Genomic DNA, 15,012 nt, shown 5'->3' on the forward strand with positions numbered 1-15,012 from the left:
TAAATTTAAGCGATTATGCGCGCTAGATCGCTCTTGATGAGCGGATAAAGCTCGCTAAGCTCGGGCCCGTGTAGATCGCCTGTGAGTAGGGCTCGAAGCGGCATGAAGAAATTTTTGCCCTTTAGGCCGGTAGCCGTCATCAAGGCCTTTTTAAAATCATCAAAATTTTCAAATTCACCTAAATTTTTAGCTGCATTTTTGATCGTTTCAAATTCGCTTTTGTATTCCTCGGGAGCGACTTTGGGAGCGAAAATTTTATTCACCTTTTCTTTGATCTCGGGCACTAGTGAGCTTTCTTGGGTGTAAAATCTAACTAAATTCGCCAAATTCTTATCCACGTCAAAAACTTCAGCGATGCGATCGTCGCTTGCCAGATTTATGTGCTCGCGGTTGATCTGCTCTAGCTTTTTGACGTCAAATTTGGCTGGAGAGCGCGAAATTTTAGTGATGTCAAACCATTTTACCGCATCGTCTATCGTAAAAATTTCGCTTGGAGTTTTGTTGCCAAGCAGTATTAGATAGTTTGCGATGGCTTCGGGCAAAAAGCCTTGTTCAAAGAGCCATTTCACGCTCGATTCGTTCTCGCGCTTGCTCATTTTTTTGCCCTCGATATTTAGCAAAATCGGCAGGTGTGCGTAGTTCATCTTGCCCGTGTAGCCAAGGCCTTCGCGGATGAGGTCTTGCTTTGGCGTGTTGCTGACGTGATCCTCGCCTCGTATTACGAATGTGACGCCCTCTAGCATGTCATCGACCGCGCAGGCGAAATTGTATGTAGGCGTCTTGTCCGTTCGCATGATGACGAAGCTATCGACTGCGTCAGGCTCGAAGCTCAGCTCGCCTTTTATCGCGTCGGTAAAGCTCATAGTGCGTTCTGGCTTTTTCATACGTATGACAAAAGGCTTCTCGCAGGCTAAAACTTCTGCATCGCTTAGCCTCTCGCAAGTGCCGTCATATCGATATGCTACGCCTTCTTCTTTGGCTTTTTGCTTTTTAGCCTCGAGCTCCTCCTCGGTGCAAAAGCACGCAAAGGCCTTTTTATCGATCAAAAGCTTGGAGGCGAGCTGGCGGTGAAATTTTAAATTTTCGCTTTGGATGTAAATTTGCTGTGGCTTGATGCCGAATTTGCTCAAAATTTCAAGTATATCTTTCTCTTTTCCCTGGATATTTCGCTCTTTGTCGGTGTCCTCTATGCGTAAGATAAAGCCGCTTTTATCTTGGAGCGAACAGATGTAGTTAAATATCGCGGCGCGTAAATTCCCGATATGCATATCTCCCGTCGGAGATGGAGCAAAACGATACATTTTTGTTTTCCTTACATTGATTTAAGGGCTTGATTATAGCACTGCGTTCATAAATTTAAAGTTACGTAATTTTAAATTTTTATGAGCGGTAAAGCATTTTTTTAATAAAATCGTCTAGTTTTTGTAACTTAACACAAGGAGAGCTAATGAGTTTTATCAGCGAATTTAAAGAATTTGCAATGAAAGGCAACGTGCTTGATATGGCCGTGGGCGTCGTCATAGGAACGGCATTTGGAAAGATCGTCTCGTCACTCGTGGGCGACATCATAATGCCGATCGTGGGCGTGATAACCGGAGGCGTAAATTTCACCGATCTTAAGATCACGCTAAAAGACGCCGCCCAGGGTGTGCCCGCAGTCACGATAAACTACGGAAATTTCATACAAACCGCGGTCGATTTTTTGATCATTGCATTTTGTATATTCTGCGTCATCAAAGCTATAAATTCTCTAAAAAGAAAGCCTGCAGAGCCTGAAGTCGCGCAACCTGCCGCACCTGCGGAAGATATCGTGCTTTTAACACAGATCAGAGACTTGCTTAAGAAATGATTTAAAATTTCAAAGGGCTTTGGCCTTTTGAAATTTATAGATTAAATTTTGAGGTTAAGATGAAAGTATTAAGACAAATACCCTTTTTTAAATGCCTGGACGAAGACGAGATGAAGCAACTCGAAGACATAACTATCGCAAAAAAGTATAAAAAAGGCGAGTTTTTGTTTATGGAGGGCGAGGAGCCAAAATGGCTCATTTTTTTGCTCTCGGGCTCGGTCAAGCTCTATAAGACCGCGGCAAACGGTAAGGAAATTTTCCTCCATCAGCTAGCCCCCATGAATTTTGTCGCCGAGGTCGTAAATTTTGAAAACATCGTTTATCCGGCGAGCGCCGTTTTTACGATATCCGGTGAGGTGCTAAAGATAAATTATGAGAAATTTGCTACCGAATTTTTGAGTAATCCTAAAATTTGTATGAATCTCATAAAATCGATGTCGGAAAAGCTACGTATCACGAGCAATCTCCTGCATCAAGAGCTTGTTTTGAATTCCGAAGCCAAGGTTGCTAAATTTATCCTTATGCATGAAGATTTGTTTAATAGCTTAAAGCATACCAAGATCGCATCTATCCTAAATATAACCCCGGAAACATTCTCGAGAATTTTAAATAAATTTAAAACAGCAAATCTCATCAAGCTTGATGAGAAAAACCAAATAATCGATAAAAACGTCGATGAGCTGACTCAAATTTTTTCGTATTGAAAGTTAATATCAAATAAATATTAATTGATTTAAATCAAGATTTATTAATATAGTTTTGGATATTATGCGATTTATTTTTCAAGTTTTATATTAAAGTTTTAAATTATAGGAGGAAATTTTGGCAAACGTTAAAAAGAAATTTTTTGTTTGGTCGTCCGTCCTTATAGGTATCGTTATCGGACTTATAGCCTCTATGGGCGTGGCCGATGCTTTACACGCGACAGGAAGCGGCTTTATATGTACCGTATGCCATACGATGGACCCTATGAATGCAGCCTATCACGAAGATATACACGGCGGCAAAAACAAGCTTGGCATAAAAGCCGAATGCTCAGCCTGTCACCTTGACCACAGAAGTGCCTATACCTATGTCCTCACAAAACTTAAAGTATCTATAAACGACGGATATAAAACATTTTTTACAAATACTGACAAGATCGATTGGCGTAAAAAGCGCGAACATGCTTCGCACTTCGTATACGATAGCGGCTGCTTGACCTGTCACTCGAATTTAAAAAATGTCATTCAAGCGGGCAAATCATTTTTGCCTCACCGCGATTATTTCGTTTTCGGAAATCCTGATAAAAAGTCATGCGTTGATTGCCACAATCATGTCGGTCATAAAGATCTAGGTCTTTATATCGATAAATTTGAAGCAATGAAAAATCAAGAAAACAATAAAACCAAATAAGGAGGAGAGATGTTTAAAAAAGTTGCTATTTTATTAGCCTGTTTAGTATCTTTTGGCTTTGCTACGGGTACTGATGGCAATAAGACAGAAGCGATCAACCTTAATGTTATCAAAAACATTAAAGTCGCTCACAAAATGTCTGATTTGTCAAAAAGCTGTGTCGAGTGCCACTCGGAAAAAACGCCCGGTATCGTTGCCGATTGGAAAAATAGCCGTCACGCGCACGTAGGTGTAAGCTGTATGGACTGCCACTCTGTAGCTGCCGATAGCCCGATGGCTTCAGTAAAGGTGCACCCAAAAGACTCAAACAACCACGTTTCTATGCTTGTTAGCCCTAAAACCTGTGCTAAATGCCATGAAAACGAAGTCGATCAATTCACAAAGAGTGGTCACGCAAGAGGTGGTATGCAAATGTATGCTAACCCTGCAATAGTGAAACTAATGTATCACTATGAGGGCGCAGATCATCCTGACTTTAAAATGGCTCCTGACGCGACAGGTTGTACTCAGTGCCACGGAACCGTCATCAAACTAGACGCTGATCACAAACCTACAAAAGAGACTTGGCCAAACTACGGTATAGCCAATGTTTATCCTGACGGTGGTATAGGCAGTTGTAAATCTTGCCATAGCGGGCATACATTTAGTATAGCTGAGGCTAGAAAACCTGCAGCTTGCGCATCTTGCCACCTTGGACCAGATCACCCGGATATCGAGATCTATAACAACTCAATGCACGGACATATCTTCAACTCAGAGGGTAACACATGGAAATATGACAGCGCTCCTGATACTTGGGATGTGCCTGACTTTAGAGCTCCTACTTGCGCTACATGCCATATGAGCGGTGTCGGAGAGACTACAACGACTCACAACGTTTCACAACGTCTAAAATGGAATTTGTGGGGTCTAAGAAGCGAGCTAAGGACAAAAGGCTACGAGCAAGCGGCGTATGATTATTGGAAAACAGGCAAGCTAAACACAGGAACACCTCTAGCCGGTAATCCTCAAGGCCCTGAGGCTGCACGTGCCGAGATGAAACTAGTATGCAAAACTTGCCATACGACAACGCATACGGATAATTTCTTTGCTATGGGTGATAAGCAAGTTCAGCTTTATAATGTATATTACGATGAAGCCAAGAAAATGCTTGATGATCTAAAAGCTAAGAATTTATTGCTTGAAGATGCTTGGGAGGACGAATTCCAAGATGTGTTCTATCACTTATGGCACCACGAGGGTCGCCGTATGAGACAAGGCGCATTGATGGGCGGACCTGACTACTCACACTGGCACGGAGTATTTGAGGTCAAAAATGACATCAGAAAACTTCGCAAGATATATAAAGAAAGAATCGAGAGCGGCAAAGCTCATTAATCTTTCAACCAAGAGGCGGGGCTTCCCGTCTCTTTTTATCTCCTAACATCCATTTAATAAAATTTAATATAATCAGCCAAAATTTAAAGGAAAAATTTGGGCCTTTTAAGAATAATAATCGGTGCTTTTATATTCTCCGTTTTGACAAATTTCTATTCTTATAAACGTTTCATAAAAAAGGTCATGTTTTTACAGCCTTATTTGCGTTATATACGTTATTTTTTATATTTCATCTCCGTAGCCGAGTTTATTTTCGTCATGCAGATCAGATTTAGCTTCTTGAGTGTAGAGCTTTATCTCATCACAGGCACATTGATCGGTTTTTCGCTATTTTTATTTGCAGTAAGTGTGGGCTATGATGTTTTAAGAAGTATTTTCAGGCGTACTAAATTTAGCTCCAGTCGCCGTAAATTTATAAAATTTTGTTTCGATGCCACCTTTTTTATATTGCTTTTTGCATATTTTTTCAAGGGCATGTTCAACGCCCTTACTCCGCCCAAACTACGCCAGGTAGATATAAAAATAAAAAATTTGAGCGCTCCTTTAAAGATCGCCATGATAAGCGATATCCACTTGGGCGATTTTTTGCAGAAGGAATTTTTAGCTACTCTTGTCTATCAGATAAATGAAACAAAGCCCGACATGGTCGTCATCGTAGGAGATATGATAGATTTTAGCGCAGACAAGATAGGGGATTTTTTAGATCCGCTTAAGGATCTACGTTCAAAATACGGTACATTTTACGTGCCCGGCAATCACGAATACTATCACGGGATAGAAGGAATATTAGCCAAGATAGATCAAACTGGCGTCAAAATTTTAGGCAACGAAAATGTCAAAGTAGGTGGCGTAAATTTAGTCGGGGTTTATGATCTAGCTGGCGTTAGGTTTAAGCACTTAGAGCCTGACCTGGACAAGGCACTTGAGGGCATAGACGAAAATTCGCCTACGATCTTACTCGCGCATCAGCCGAAATTTACTAAATTTATGACGCGAGATGTCGATCTGCTTCTTTGCGGGCATACGCATGCGGGGCAAATTTTCCCGTTTCAGCTACTTGTTATGCTGGATCAAGGATATTTACACGGACTTTATAAACATAATGATAAAATGCAAATTTATGTTAGCAGTGGCGCCGGATTTTGGGGACCGCCAGTGAGGATCTTTGCGCCAAGCGAGGTTGCGATACTAAACTTAAAGGGAGGATGATGCGATGAGTGACAACACCTTTTCACGAATTTTCGGGATTATAAGTAGGTTTGAGTTTATAAGGCCGGTGCAAGAACGCATAAATTCACAATATGTGAAATTTTTTAAAATCGACATGAGCGAATTTAAAAACGTTAGCGAATACAAGAGTCTAAACGAGCTTTTCACACGCTCGCTTTTAAAGCCACGTGAGTTTGACACGGCTGATGAAATTTTCATCAGCCCTTGCGACGGCACTTGCCTTAGCGTGGGTAGTAGCGAGCGAAACAAGGCCTTTAGTATAAAGGGTATGAGCTACGATATAAAGGAGCTTTTAGGCTCAGCCATGAGCGAGGCGACCGATCCACAGTATGATTTTGCAAACATCTATCTAAGCCCCAAAGACTATCACCACTACCATGCGCCTTGCGACCTGCAGATAAAGCGGGCTGTCTATATCCCGGGCAGGCTTTATAGCGTCGCCGTCAAGTGGCTGAAAAAAGTAGAAAGCCTATACACTAAAAACGAACGCGTGGCGCTTGAGTGCGAGATGAGTGGCGGTAGGCGACTTTGGCTCGTTTTTGTGGGTGCGCTAAATGTTGGCAAGATGAAATTCGTGTTTGACAAGCGTATACAAACGAATGCTATGGCCGATTTCGCGCAAATTTACGAGTATGAGAATTTGAAATTTAAAAAGGGTGATAGGCTTGGAAATTTCGAGCTTGGCTCGACTATCGTCATCATCAGTGAGCATGGCAGCATAGAATATAACCTTTTTGAAGGCAAAGAGCTTAAATTTGCCGAGAGTATAGGGCTTATAAAATTTTAGCTCTATTTTAGAAAAGTTTTAAGCCCTTAAACGAAAGCTTCACAAATCTTATATGTTCCAGGAGCGAGTAGCCGAACATATAGCACGATTTTTCTGCTTCGCATCGCTCGTAGCGAAGTGAAAAATCGGCGTTGGTAAACTAGCTCGTAAAATCTAGTTACCCTAGACTATTTAAAATTTTAGAATTTAGCAGAGTCGATTTTTATAAGGCCATTGAAGTAGCTATAAGGCTAGCTTCAACGGCCTCTTTAGTTAGTGTTTCGTGCAGCAAACAGCCTCTGGGTCGGGCTCTTTGGTCACGCGATTTCTTATATCCCGTCTGACGATCTCCATTCCCCAAAGCCAAACGATATGACCGAAAAATTCTGAACAATTCTCGTCAAAAGGTATCTCGCTAAGAGGTGGCACCTCTTTCATAAGCGGCATGGCAATAACATGTGCTAAAACATATACCGCGATGCCAAAAACGGCACCTTGCCACATCTTGATGCGCGGCCAAGCCTCAGCGATGACGCAGTACATCACACCAAAAACCACCGAGAAAAGCACGTGCACGATAAAGATCGAAAGTGGCTGTGTCACGCCCGAAAATACGTAAGTCCAGTCTGTCGCGGCTCCGATCTGCTCTAGGAAAATTTTAGGCGGAGTGACGCGCTCCATCGCATCTACTGGGAAAAATACATTTGGATTGCGCGGTGGAAACGGCACTTCCCATCCCCATTTTACGATGGCTCCAAATACCCCGGCTAAAATCCCTATCAAGAACATGAGACCGTATCTACGTTTTGCAGGATCAGTAAAACACATTTTTCTCCTTAGTATTGAAAATAATTGTTATTATATAATTATAATATTAAGGGGCTATTAATTGGTGAGCTTATGCGCATTTTTACTGTAAAATTTTTCATTTATTTGCTTACGAGTGATGGAAAACGAAAACGGCATTTGGATAATAACCACAAAGTACGATTTTACCTTACTTTACTCATAGTTTTCGAGGTATTTTGGCCTTCTCTTAAAACGAGCAGACCGTGCTTTGCATTTTGCTTTTAAAGACGAGATTTTGTTTATTTTGGGTTGATTTGCAACTTCACAAGGAACTAGTCGCAAACACCAGTAAGGCAAATGTATCCGTTTATACTATTTGCCTACGCTGTCAGAAAAGAGCTTTGAATTTAGACATTAAACCTAAAATGCATCACATCGCCGTCTGCTACGATGTAGTCCTTGCCTTCCAGTCGCATTTTACCGGCTTCCTTTGCCGCCGTTTCGCCTCCGCACGCTATATAGTCCTCGTAGCTGATGACCTCCGCACGGATGAAGCCACGCTCAAAGTCGTTGTGGATGACGCTTGCAGCTTTTGGGGCTTTCCAGCCCTTCGTGATCGTCCATGCGCGCACCTCGACCACTCCGGCGGTGAAATAGCTTATCAAATTTAGCTTGCCAAACGCCGTGCGGATGATCTTTTCCAGTCCGCTTTCGTTCGTGCCAAGCGAGCTTAAAAACTCGTGCGCTTCGGCATCGTCAAGCCCGATTAACTCTTCTTCTATTTTCGCGCAAAGCTTGATGACCTCGTGTCCCGAGTGAGCGGCAAATTCTCGCAGAGCTTCGACAAATTTATTATCCTGTGCGATGCCGTCTTCATCAACGTTTGCGCCATAAATCACCTCTTTTGCGCTCAGCAAGCGAAGCTCTTTGTTTAAATTTATATAAATTTCATTTTCTCTATCCGCAAAGCTACTCGCGCCCTTGCCCTCATTTAGGTGCGCCAGCAGCGCGTTTGCCACCGCTAGCGTCTCTTTCGCGCCCTTTGCGTTCGCCTTTGCTTCGCGCGTTAGACGCTCGATTTTTTTATTTAGCTGCTCGATGTCGGCTAAAATGAGCTCCGTCTCGATGATCTCCACGTCGCGGATGGGATCGACGCCGCCTTCTACATGCGTGATGTTTTCGTCCTCAAAGCAGCGCACGATGTGCAAGATGACCTCCGTTTCGCGGATGTTGGAGAGAAATTTATTCCCCAGCCCCTCGCCACCGCTCGCACCTTTTACAAGCCCCGCAATATCGACAAATTCGATAGTCGAATACTGGATACGGTTTGGATTTACTATTTTTGCTAGCTCGTTTAGGCGCTTGTCAGGCACCGGCACGACGGCTTTATTTGGCTCGATCGTGCAAAAAGGATAGTTTGCGCTCTCGGCGTTTTGAGCCTTGGTTAGAGCGTTAAATGTCGTTGATTTGCCTACGTTTGGAAGCCCTACGATACCTACTGCCAGCCCCATCACAGCTCCTTTGCAAGCGCGTTTAGGTAGTATAGATTCATCCGCACGCCAGCGCCGCTCGCACCCGCTTGGTTGTATCCCCATGCTTTTTCCAGATACGCAGGTCCCGCGATGTCAAGGTGTATCCACTTGTCTTTAAACTCTTCTTTTATAAATTTATCGAGAAAAATCCCCGCCGTTATCGCTCCGCCGTATCTACTTGATGCGGTGTTTGAGATGTCTGCGATCTGGCTTTTTACAAGCTCACGCAGGTGCGGGTTAAATTCTAAAATGGTAGCGTATTCGCCGCTTTTTGCCGCCTTTGCTTTAAACTCGCTTTTTAGCTCCTCGTTATTTCCCATTATGCCGCTTGTGTATTCGCCAAGTCCCACGACACAAGCACCCGTGAGCGTCGCCATGTCGATGAGAAGGTCTGGCTTAAAATCCTGCGCGTAGCTAAGGCAATCAGCCAGCACGAGCCTGCCCTCGGCGTCGGTATTTCGAACCTCGATCGTTACACCGCTTCGTGAGATCAGCACGTCATCAGGCTTATATGCGTTGCCGCCGATCATATTTTCAGTCGCACCCAAAATGGCGTGGATTTCAAACGGCAGCTCCAGCTCGCTTGCGCCCTTTATGATCCCAAGCGCCGCCGCAGCCCCGCTTTTGTCGGCTTTCATCGTTAGCATATAATCAGCCGGCTTTAAGCTCAGCCCGCCGCTATCATACGTGAGTCCTTTGCCGACAAAGATGATCTTTTTCTTTGCGTTTTTTGGCTTGTAGGTTAGATGTATGAGACGCGGCGGATGCACGCTCGCGCGATTTACCGCTAAAAATGCGCCCATCTTTTCTTTCTCTAAAAATTTCTCGTCATGCACCTTGCAAGTGACGTTTTTTAGGCTTTTAGCTAAATTTTGCGCGTCGTCCGCCATCTTTACGGGAGTGTAAATTTCAGGAATTTCATTTACGATGTCTTTGGTGAAATTTGTCGCAGCTGCGATGACGGAGCCGTTTTTAAAGCCAAGCTCGGCCTTTGCTACATCTACTTTGCCGCCGCCAAATTCTTCCGCGCTAAAGATTATCTCTTTTAATGCGCAAGTTTGCTTTTTTTCTTTGTATTTGTCAAATTCATACGCTCCCAGCAAAAAGCCCTCGACAAGGCATTGAAAGCTCATTTTGCCGCATCCTACCAGATATGATCCGAGCTTTATGCTTTTTATATTTAGATTTTTTACAGCGTTATAAGCCTTTGCCGCAGCGATCCTTAGCTCGTTGTATTCGAGCTTTGCTACATCTACGTAAAGCCTCGCACTCTCCGGTAAAAGCAGCACGCCGTCGCCTTTATAGTTTGTAAATTTAAAGATCTTTTGATCTTTTATGAATTTATGCTTTAAATTTTTATCCACGACGAAAACGAGCTCTAAATCGGCTTTTATTTCGTTAAGTTTTTTATTTATTATTTGAAATTGCATTTCTGTGTCTCCTCTCGTATAAAATTTTATTTTCGATACGCCTGAATATATAAAGTAAAGCGGACAAAAATACCAGCACGATAGGTATGGCAAAATACCAGTGCTCTTTGGCCTCTTTTAAAATTTCAAGTATATGCTCGCCTAAAATCCATGCAGGTATGACCGTTATCGCCGCCCAGCACCAAGCGCTTATTAAATTTATGAAAGCATATTTTTTCGCGCTATAGCCGGTAAGGCCGATACAAAGCGGGATTATCACGCGAAAGCCATACATATAGCGCTGCATAAAGATGATCGGCCAGCCGTATTTTTTGAGCATTATATGCGCGATGGCAAATTTACGCCGCTGTGCGTGGAGCTTTTTGGCGATGTATTTTTTGTTATAGCGCCCAAGATAGAAATAAATTTGATCGCCGCAAAAGCCGCCAAGACCTGCAACGAATATTGCGACGATGATGTGCATATGCGTGGTATGGGCTAGGATACCAGCCATTATGAGAGCCATCTCGCCCTCCATTATACACCATACAAAAAGTATGATGTAACCGTACTCCGTGAGTAGTTTTATGAAAAATTCTTCCATCTTAAATCTCTAATACGCTGTAAATTTTAGTGAGTTTTTTTAGAGTGCCGCTGCCGCCGAGCTCTTTTAGATCGATGAGAAAGCACGCCTCGACGCATTTTGCTTTGGTTTGATCGATGAGCTCGACAGATGCCTTTGCCGTGCCGCCAGTGGCGATGAGATCATCGATGAGAAGCACCCGCGCACCCTCTTTTTCACCAAATGCGTCAATATGAATTTGCACTTCATCGACGCCGTATTCGAGGCTATATTTTTGCGAGATTGTGATATAGGGCAGCTTTTTAGGCTTTCGTATCGGCACAAATGGTAGCCTCAAACGCGCAGCCAGCGCAGCTCCAAATATGAAGCCTCGCGACTCGATACCGGCGATGAAATCGATCTCAAAATTTTCATATCTGGCAGTCAAATGATCCATCAAAAAGTTAAACGCCTCTTTATCGTTTAAAAGCGTCGTGATATCGCGAAACACGATACCGGGCTTTGGAAAGTCCTTTACCGCCCTGATGGAATTTAGCAAATACTCTTTTTCCTTTTTGTTCAGCTCTTTCATTTTTGTCCTTGTGAATTTTATAGTAGCGCTTCGATCTTGCCCTCTAGCTCGCGGATACGCTGACGAAGTTTGTCATTTTCGAGGCGGTATTGAGAATTTCTAGTGCGAAGCGACGTCACGTCGTTTTTGGTTTTGTTTAGTTCGTCGGTCAAGATGTCGATATTTCCGAGACTTCTTTGCAGCTGGATCTGAAGCTTTCGTATGACGATCTCTGTATCTTGAAGGTTGTTTTTCATGAAGTCTTTAGTCGTGCGCTCCTTTTTCAAAAGCGTTTTAAAGTAAAAAACCATCACCGTTAGGTAGATACAAACGCAGATCAAAAATGTGAGAAATAGCCAGTCACTTATCATGAAATTTCCTTATTTGGCTCGATCTTGCCGACTCTGCGCTCATGTCTGCCACCCTGAAATTCCGTGCTAAAAAATACCTTTAGCATTTCGCCAGCCACGCCAGCGCCGATGACTCTGGCGCCAAAGGCTATTACATTTGCGTCGTTGTGTTCTCTTGCTAGACGAGCGGTAAATTCGTCGTGACAAAGGGCGCAGCGGATATTTTGGTGTCTGTTTGCAGCGATGCTGATACCGATGCCGGTGCCGCATATCAGCACTCCGTAGCATTTAGGCGCTAAATTTTTAGCCATCGAATGTGCAAAATCAGGATAATCGACGCTCGTTTTGCCATCATTAGTTCCCAGATCGATGACTTCGTGTCCTAAATTTGAGAGGATCGTTTTTAGCTCGTTTTTTAGCTCAAAACCTGCATGATCGCTCGCGATGAAGATTTTTTCTATGTCCATGGATGTTCCGTAAATTTAAAAATCAAGGGATTATAGCGCAAATAGGATTAAAGAGAAATTTTATTTACTTTCTTTTTATCAGATAAAATACCGCTAATGCGATGACCGAGTAGGCGAAATTTCGCTTGGTTAGGATCTTTTTGCCGATCAGGTCGATTAACAATGATTGAGATATGGGGTTTCAGATATGAGCCAAGGGATCTTAGCTTGTCAAACGGCTCTAAAATTTCTTTTTTTGTGGCATTAGTTTGCGCAAATAGCTTTATACGCAAGGCATCGCCTTTTATCTTTAGCAGCTCTTTTTCCAGCTTGAACGTCTCTTTCATCTTAGCGTGTCTCGAGGTTGATTTATGATCTCTTTTAGCGCTTTAATGTCTTGTTTTATCTCGGACACCGTATCGCTCAAAAAGGCTTGTTTTTTAAAGAATTTGACTACAAAAAAGGTCATCGTAAGAGCCAGCAGTAAAAAAATAACAGCGATGATAAAAAATACTGAAATTTTAGACTCTGTGTTTTCTAAAAACGCGTTTAGCCCGAAAAGCAAGCTTATAAACGCTGTAAAAATGAAAAAGGTCGCTAGCAAGATGTAAATCATCGCTACCAGCAACCTTTCTTTTTGTTCGCTGATTTCCAGGCAGGCCATTTCAAGGCGGATGTGAGCTAGTTCAAGTATCGTGACTAAGGTGTTTTTAATATTTTGAATCGCTTTTATCTTTTATCCTTTAAAATGGTCGCTTGAAATTTTGACAGCCTATTTCTTGCTGATGAGCACACCGAGTAACAAGCCGATAAGACCTGCCACACCGATAGCTTTATATGGATTTTCTTGCACTAAAGACTCGGTTTGTTTGGCTATATTTTTTGCGTTGCTCATCGCGTCTTCCTGTAATACGGCAAATCGCTGTTTAGCCTTATCTATACGAGAATTTAGGCTTTCTTTCAGTCTCTTTAGCTCTTCTGATCCTGCTTTTGACTTTTCGTCGAAAAGCTCCTCTGCGCTTGTGAGGATATCGCGAATTTCGCCTAGCAACTCTTCACGTTTTTTTTCAAACTGAGTATTCATTACCGCTCCTTTGTTTTGGTATGTGATGAATGAAAGTGTATCAGGAATTTCATTTTAAATCAATATGCAAAAATATATAAAAATTCAACAATTTTTTAATAGAATATGAGGAATTTTATATTTTTGCCGATATAATGTTAGTTAAAATTTTTCAAGGAGATTCTTGTGAAGGCTGCAGTTTTAAGCTCGACGCTCGCTATTTGCGCGTTGGCAGATGAAAATTTGATAGAAGTGTATGCAAATCGCGTATTCTTACACCAAAGCTTTATGGATCAAAAAAGCTCTTTTAGTCTAAATTTGCCTGAGCCCGTGACCCTAAACGATATCGACGTGAGCGCATCTTGCGAAGTGCGAAGCTTGAAGCTAAATGAGCGAGAGATCGTTAAAGATGATGATTATGTCGAGGTCGAGAAGGCTAAAAAGGAGCTGGTGCGCCTAAAAAACAAGCTAAGTGCGCTAAGTAGCAAGAGCAAATTTTTGAGCGATTTCTCGCTTGGCAAAGAGGTTCAAGACATCGCCGTTTTAAAGGACAATAGCGGGAAATTTTACAATCTGATGCTTGAAAATTTCAGTGAAATCTCGGCGATAGAAGAGGCTATGAATGATCTAAATTCAAAGATACAAAAATATAGCCCTAAATATTTCGTAAGACTTGATCTAAGCTTCGAGTGCGGGCCAAAATTCGTAAAAGTCTCATATCCTGTAAATGTGGATCTGCGCTTACAAAATAAAATTTTAGCCGACACGGCAAACAAAAAGATAAACATCATCCAAGGTCTAGTCATCAAAAATCCGCTCAGTCAGGATCTAAACAACCTCACGATCGCGCTTTATCCGTTTGCCTATTCTTCAAATTTATCTCCGTCACATTTTTATCCGTGGTACGAGGGCAAGGACGAGCCGATGCTGGAAATGGCGGCTGCGCCTATGGCCAACGAAGCTTATGACATGGCTAGCGCAAAGTTTAGCCGCTCGACAAAAGAGGTGCAGGGTCAGAATTTTCAAAGCACGCTTTCGAATTCATGGCGGATAAAAAATGTAAATTTAAAATCAAACGAAGAGGGCTCTTTTGTATATGATAAGCAAAATTTAGACGCTAAATTTGATATTTTTATCGATGGATACGGAGCGTCAAATGCTTATGTAAGGGCGAAATTCACCCCTCTTAAAAGCGTAGAATACGCCGATACCACGATCAAAATAGACGGCGTAAATATCGCTAAGACACAGGGCATAAAGGTCGTGCCAAGTGAGGAAAATTCTATATTTTTTGGTAAAAACGATCTCATAAGCGTAAAAAAAGAAAAGATAAACGACTTTACCAAAGAGTCGTTTTTTGGCAACAATAGCTCTACCACCGAAGCCTACAAATACACCGTGAAAAACGGCTCGAATTTAGCTTGGAACGTGACCTTGCAAGAGAGACTGCCGATATCTACGCACGAAGACATCAAAGTAAGCACCAAGAATACGCCGAAAGAAAACGGCATAGACCGTGAGGGCAGGGTCAGCTGGGACTTTGAGCTAAAGGCAAACGAGAGTAAAGACATCGAGTTTTCATACGAACTGACGAAGGTAAAAAAATAAATTCAGGGCCGTTTGGCCCTTTGGTTAGATCGGCTCTTTAAAATTTCATTTTTTTGACAGGCTAA

The 15,012-nt window shown here is 42.5% G+C and carries 18 protein-coding genes; 7 read left to right on the top strand and 11 right to left on the bottom strand.

Features of this window, described 5'->3' with window-relative positions; genetic code table 11:
* Positions 1 to 5 precede the first annotated feature (5 nt).
* Complete coding sequence (gene gltX / locus CCVT_RS03240; RefSeq protein ID WP_018136763.1) at positions 6 to 1,301, bottom strand: glutamate--tRNA ligase; 1,296 nt, start codon at positions 1,299 to 1,301, stop codon at positions 6 to 8.
* 146 nt (positions 1,302 to 1,447) lie between these two features.
* On the opposite strand from gltX, the gene mscL reads away from it, so the two are divergent.
* From mscL to CCVT_RS03270, 6 genes are all read left to right on the top strand, one after another.
* Entirely contained in the window at positions 1,448 to 1,849 is a 402-nt protein-coding gene (mscL, locus tag CCVT_RS03245; RefSeq protein WP_018136762.1) for a large-conductance mechanosensitive channel protein MscL, read from the top strand.
* Between the two features lie 59 nt (positions 1,850 to 1,908).
* Positions 1,909 to 2,553, top strand: a complete 645-nt coding sequence (locus CCVT_RS03250; RefSeq protein ID WP_018136761.1) for a Crp/Fnr family transcriptional regulator — start codon at positions 1,909 to 1,911, stop codon at positions 2,551 to 2,553.
* 118 nt (positions 2,554 to 2,671) lie between these two features.
* Positions 2,672 to 3,244, top strand: a complete 573-nt coding sequence (locus tag CCVT_RS03255; protein ID WP_018136760.1) for a cytochrome c3 family protein — start codon at positions 2,672 to 2,674, stop codon at positions 3,242 to 3,244.
* A 9-nt stretch (positions 3,245 to 3,253) separates the two neighbouring features.
* Positions 3,254 to 4,621 carry a multiheme c-type cytochrome gene (locus tag CCVT_RS03260; RefSeq protein ID WP_018136759.1) on the top strand — a complete coding sequence of 456 codons (1,368 nt, stop codon included), beginning with the start codon at positions 3,254 to 3,256 and terminating at the stop codon, positions 4,619 to 4,621.
* A gap of 96 nt (positions 4,622 to 4,717) precedes the next feature.
* Positions 4,718 to 5,830, top strand: coding sequence for a metallophosphoesterase (locus CCVT_RS03265; protein WP_018136758.1), 1,113 nt, complete (start codon positions 4,718 to 4,720; stop codon positions 5,828 to 5,830).
* Between the two features lie 4 nt (positions 5,831 to 5,834).
* Entirely contained in the window at positions 5,835 to 6,638 is an 804-nt protein-coding gene (locus CCVT_RS03270; protein ID WP_018136757.1) for a phosphatidylserine decarboxylase, read from the top strand.
* Between the two features lie 252 nt (positions 6,639 to 6,890).
* On the opposite strand, the gene CCVT_RS03275 is transcribed toward CCVT_RS03270, so the two are convergent.
* The 10 genes from CCVT_RS03275 to CCVT_RS03320 form a co-directional block, all read right to left on the bottom strand.
* Positions 6,891 to 7,445, bottom strand: coding sequence for a YagU family protein (locus CCVT_RS03275; protein WP_009650074.1), 555 nt, complete (start codon positions 7,443 to 7,445; stop codon positions 6,891 to 6,893).
* Positions 7,446 to 7,813: 368 nt separating this feature from the next.
* Positions 7,814 to 8,917 carry a redox-regulated ATPase YchF gene (gene ychF, locus CCVT_RS03280; protein ID WP_018136756.1) on the bottom strand — a complete coding sequence of 368 codons (1,104 nt, stop codon included), beginning with the start codon at positions 8,915 to 8,917 and terminating at the stop codon, positions 7,814 to 7,816.
* Positions 8,917 to 10,368 (bottom strand): leucyl aminopeptidase, encoded by a 1,452-nt coding sequence (locus tag CCVT_RS03285; RefSeq protein WP_018136755.1) that lies wholly within the window; start codon positions 10,366 to 10,368, stop codon positions 8,917 to 8,919. The genes ychF and CCVT_RS03285 overlap by 1 nt, the downstream gene beginning before the upstream one ends.
* The gene (locus tag CCVT_RS03290) at positions 10,346 to 10,951 is read right to left on the bottom strand and encodes a DedA family protein (RefSeq protein ID WP_018136754.1); all 606 of its coding nucleotides are present in this window, start codon (positions 10,949 to 10,951) and stop codon (positions 10,346 to 10,348) included. The genes CCVT_RS03285 and CCVT_RS03290 overlap by 23 nt, the downstream gene beginning before the upstream one ends.
* Before the next feature lies 1 nt (position 10,952).
* Positions 10,953 to 11,501 carry an adenine phosphoribosyltransferase gene (locus CCVT_RS03295; protein ID WP_018136753.1) on the bottom strand — a complete coding sequence of 183 codons (549 nt, stop codon included), beginning with the start codon at positions 11,499 to 11,501 and terminating at the stop codon, positions 10,953 to 10,955.
* A 17-nt stretch (positions 11,502 to 11,518) separates the two neighbouring features.
* Positions 11,519 to 11,851 (bottom strand): membrane protein, encoded by a 333-nt coding sequence (locus CCVT_RS03300; RefSeq protein WP_009650005.1) that lies wholly within the window; start codon positions 11,849 to 11,851, stop codon positions 11,519 to 11,521.
* A complete protein-coding gene (gene rpiB / locus CCVT_RS03305) occupies positions 11,848 to 12,297 on the bottom strand; it encodes a ribose 5-phosphate isomerase B (RefSeq protein ID WP_018136752.1) in 450 nt (149 codons plus the stop codon). The genes CCVT_RS03300 and rpiB overlap by 4 nt, the downstream gene beginning before the upstream one ends.
* Positions 12,298 to 12,344: 47 nt before the next feature.
* Positions 12,345 to 12,569, bottom strand: coding sequence for a hypothetical protein (locus CCVT_RS03310; protein WP_169331154.1), 225 nt, complete (start codon positions 12,567 to 12,569; stop codon positions 12,345 to 12,347).
* Between the two features lie 50 nt (positions 12,570 to 12,619).
* Positions 12,620 to 13,009, bottom strand: coding sequence for a phage holin family protein (locus CCVT_RS03315; protein WP_026175493.1), 390 nt, complete (start codon positions 13,007 to 13,009; stop codon positions 12,620 to 12,622).
* 39 nt (positions 13,010 to 13,048) lie between these two features.
* Positions 13,049 to 13,360 carry a DUF883 family protein gene (locus CCVT_RS03320; RefSeq protein WP_018136749.1) on the bottom strand — a complete coding sequence of 104 codons (312 nt, stop codon included), beginning with the start codon at positions 13,358 to 13,360 and terminating at the stop codon, positions 13,049 to 13,051.
* A 165-nt stretch (positions 13,361 to 13,525) separates the two neighbouring features.
* Between CCVT_RS03320 and CCVT_RS03325 the strand changes: the two genes are divergently transcribed.
* Positions 13,526 to 14,947: a DUF4139 domain-containing protein gene (locus CCVT_RS03325; protein WP_018136748.1), complete on the top strand. Its 1,422-nt coding sequence runs from the start codon at positions 13,526 to 13,528 to the stop codon at positions 14,945 to 14,947.
* Positions 14,948 to 15,012 lie beyond the last annotated feature (65 nt).

It is taken from the genome of Campylobacter curvus (assembly GCF_013372125.1).
GTDB classification, from domain to species: Bacteria; Campylobacterota; Campylobacteria; order Campylobacterales; family Campylobacteraceae; genus Campylobacter_A; species Campylobacter_A curvus.

Bases quoted from the DNA above. Each gene is read 5' to 3' on its own strand.
- gltX (WP_018136763.1), bottom strand. From the start codon at position 1,301: ATGTATCGTTTTGCTCCATCTCCGACGGGAGATATGCATATCGGGAAT.
- mscL (WP_018136762.1), top strand. From the start codon at position 1,448: ATGAGTTTTATCAGCGAATTTAAAGAATTTGCAATGAAAGGCAACGTG.
- CCVT_RS03250 (WP_018136761.1), top strand. From the start codon at position 1,909: ATGAAAGTATTAAGACAAATACCCTTTTTTAAATGCCTGGACGAAGAC.
- CCVT_RS03260 (WP_018136759.1), top strand. From the start codon at position 3,254: ATGTTTAAAAAAGTTGCTATTTTATTAGCCTGTTTAGTATCTTTTGGC.
- CCVT_RS03270 (WP_018136757.1), top strand. From the start codon at position 5,835: ATGAGTGACAACACCTTTTCACGAATTTTCGGGATTATAAGTAGGTTT.
- CCVT_RS03275 (WP_009650074.1), bottom strand. From the start codon at position 7,445: ATGTGTTTTACTGATCCTGCAAAACGTAGATACGGTCTCATGTTCTTG.
- ychF (WP_018136756.1), bottom strand. From the start codon at position 8,917: ATGGGGCTGGCAGTAGGTATCGTAGGGCTTCCAAACGTAGGCAAATCA.
- CCVT_RS03285 (WP_018136755.1), bottom strand. From the start codon at position 10,368: ATGCAATTTCAAATAATAAATAAAAAACTTAACGAAATAAAAGCCGAT.
- CCVT_RS03290 (WP_018136754.1), bottom strand. From the start codon at position 10,951: ATGGAAGAATTTTTCATAAAACTACTCACGGAGTACGGTTACATCATA.
- CCVT_RS03295 (WP_018136753.1), bottom strand. From the start codon at position 11,501: ATGAAAGAGCTGAACAAAAAGGAAAAAGAGTATTTGCTAAATTCCATC.
- CCVT_RS03300 (WP_009650005.1), bottom strand. From the start codon at position 11,851: ATGATAAGTGACTGGCTATTTCTCACATTTTTGATCTGCGTTTGTATC.
- rpiB (WP_018136752.1), bottom strand. From the start codon at position 12,297: ATGGACATAGAAAAAATCTTCATCGCGAGCGATCATGCAGGTTTTGAG.
- CCVT_RS03320 (WP_018136749.1), bottom strand. From the start codon at position 13,360: ATGAATACTCAGTTTGAAAAAAAACGTGAAGAGTTGCTAGGCGAAATT.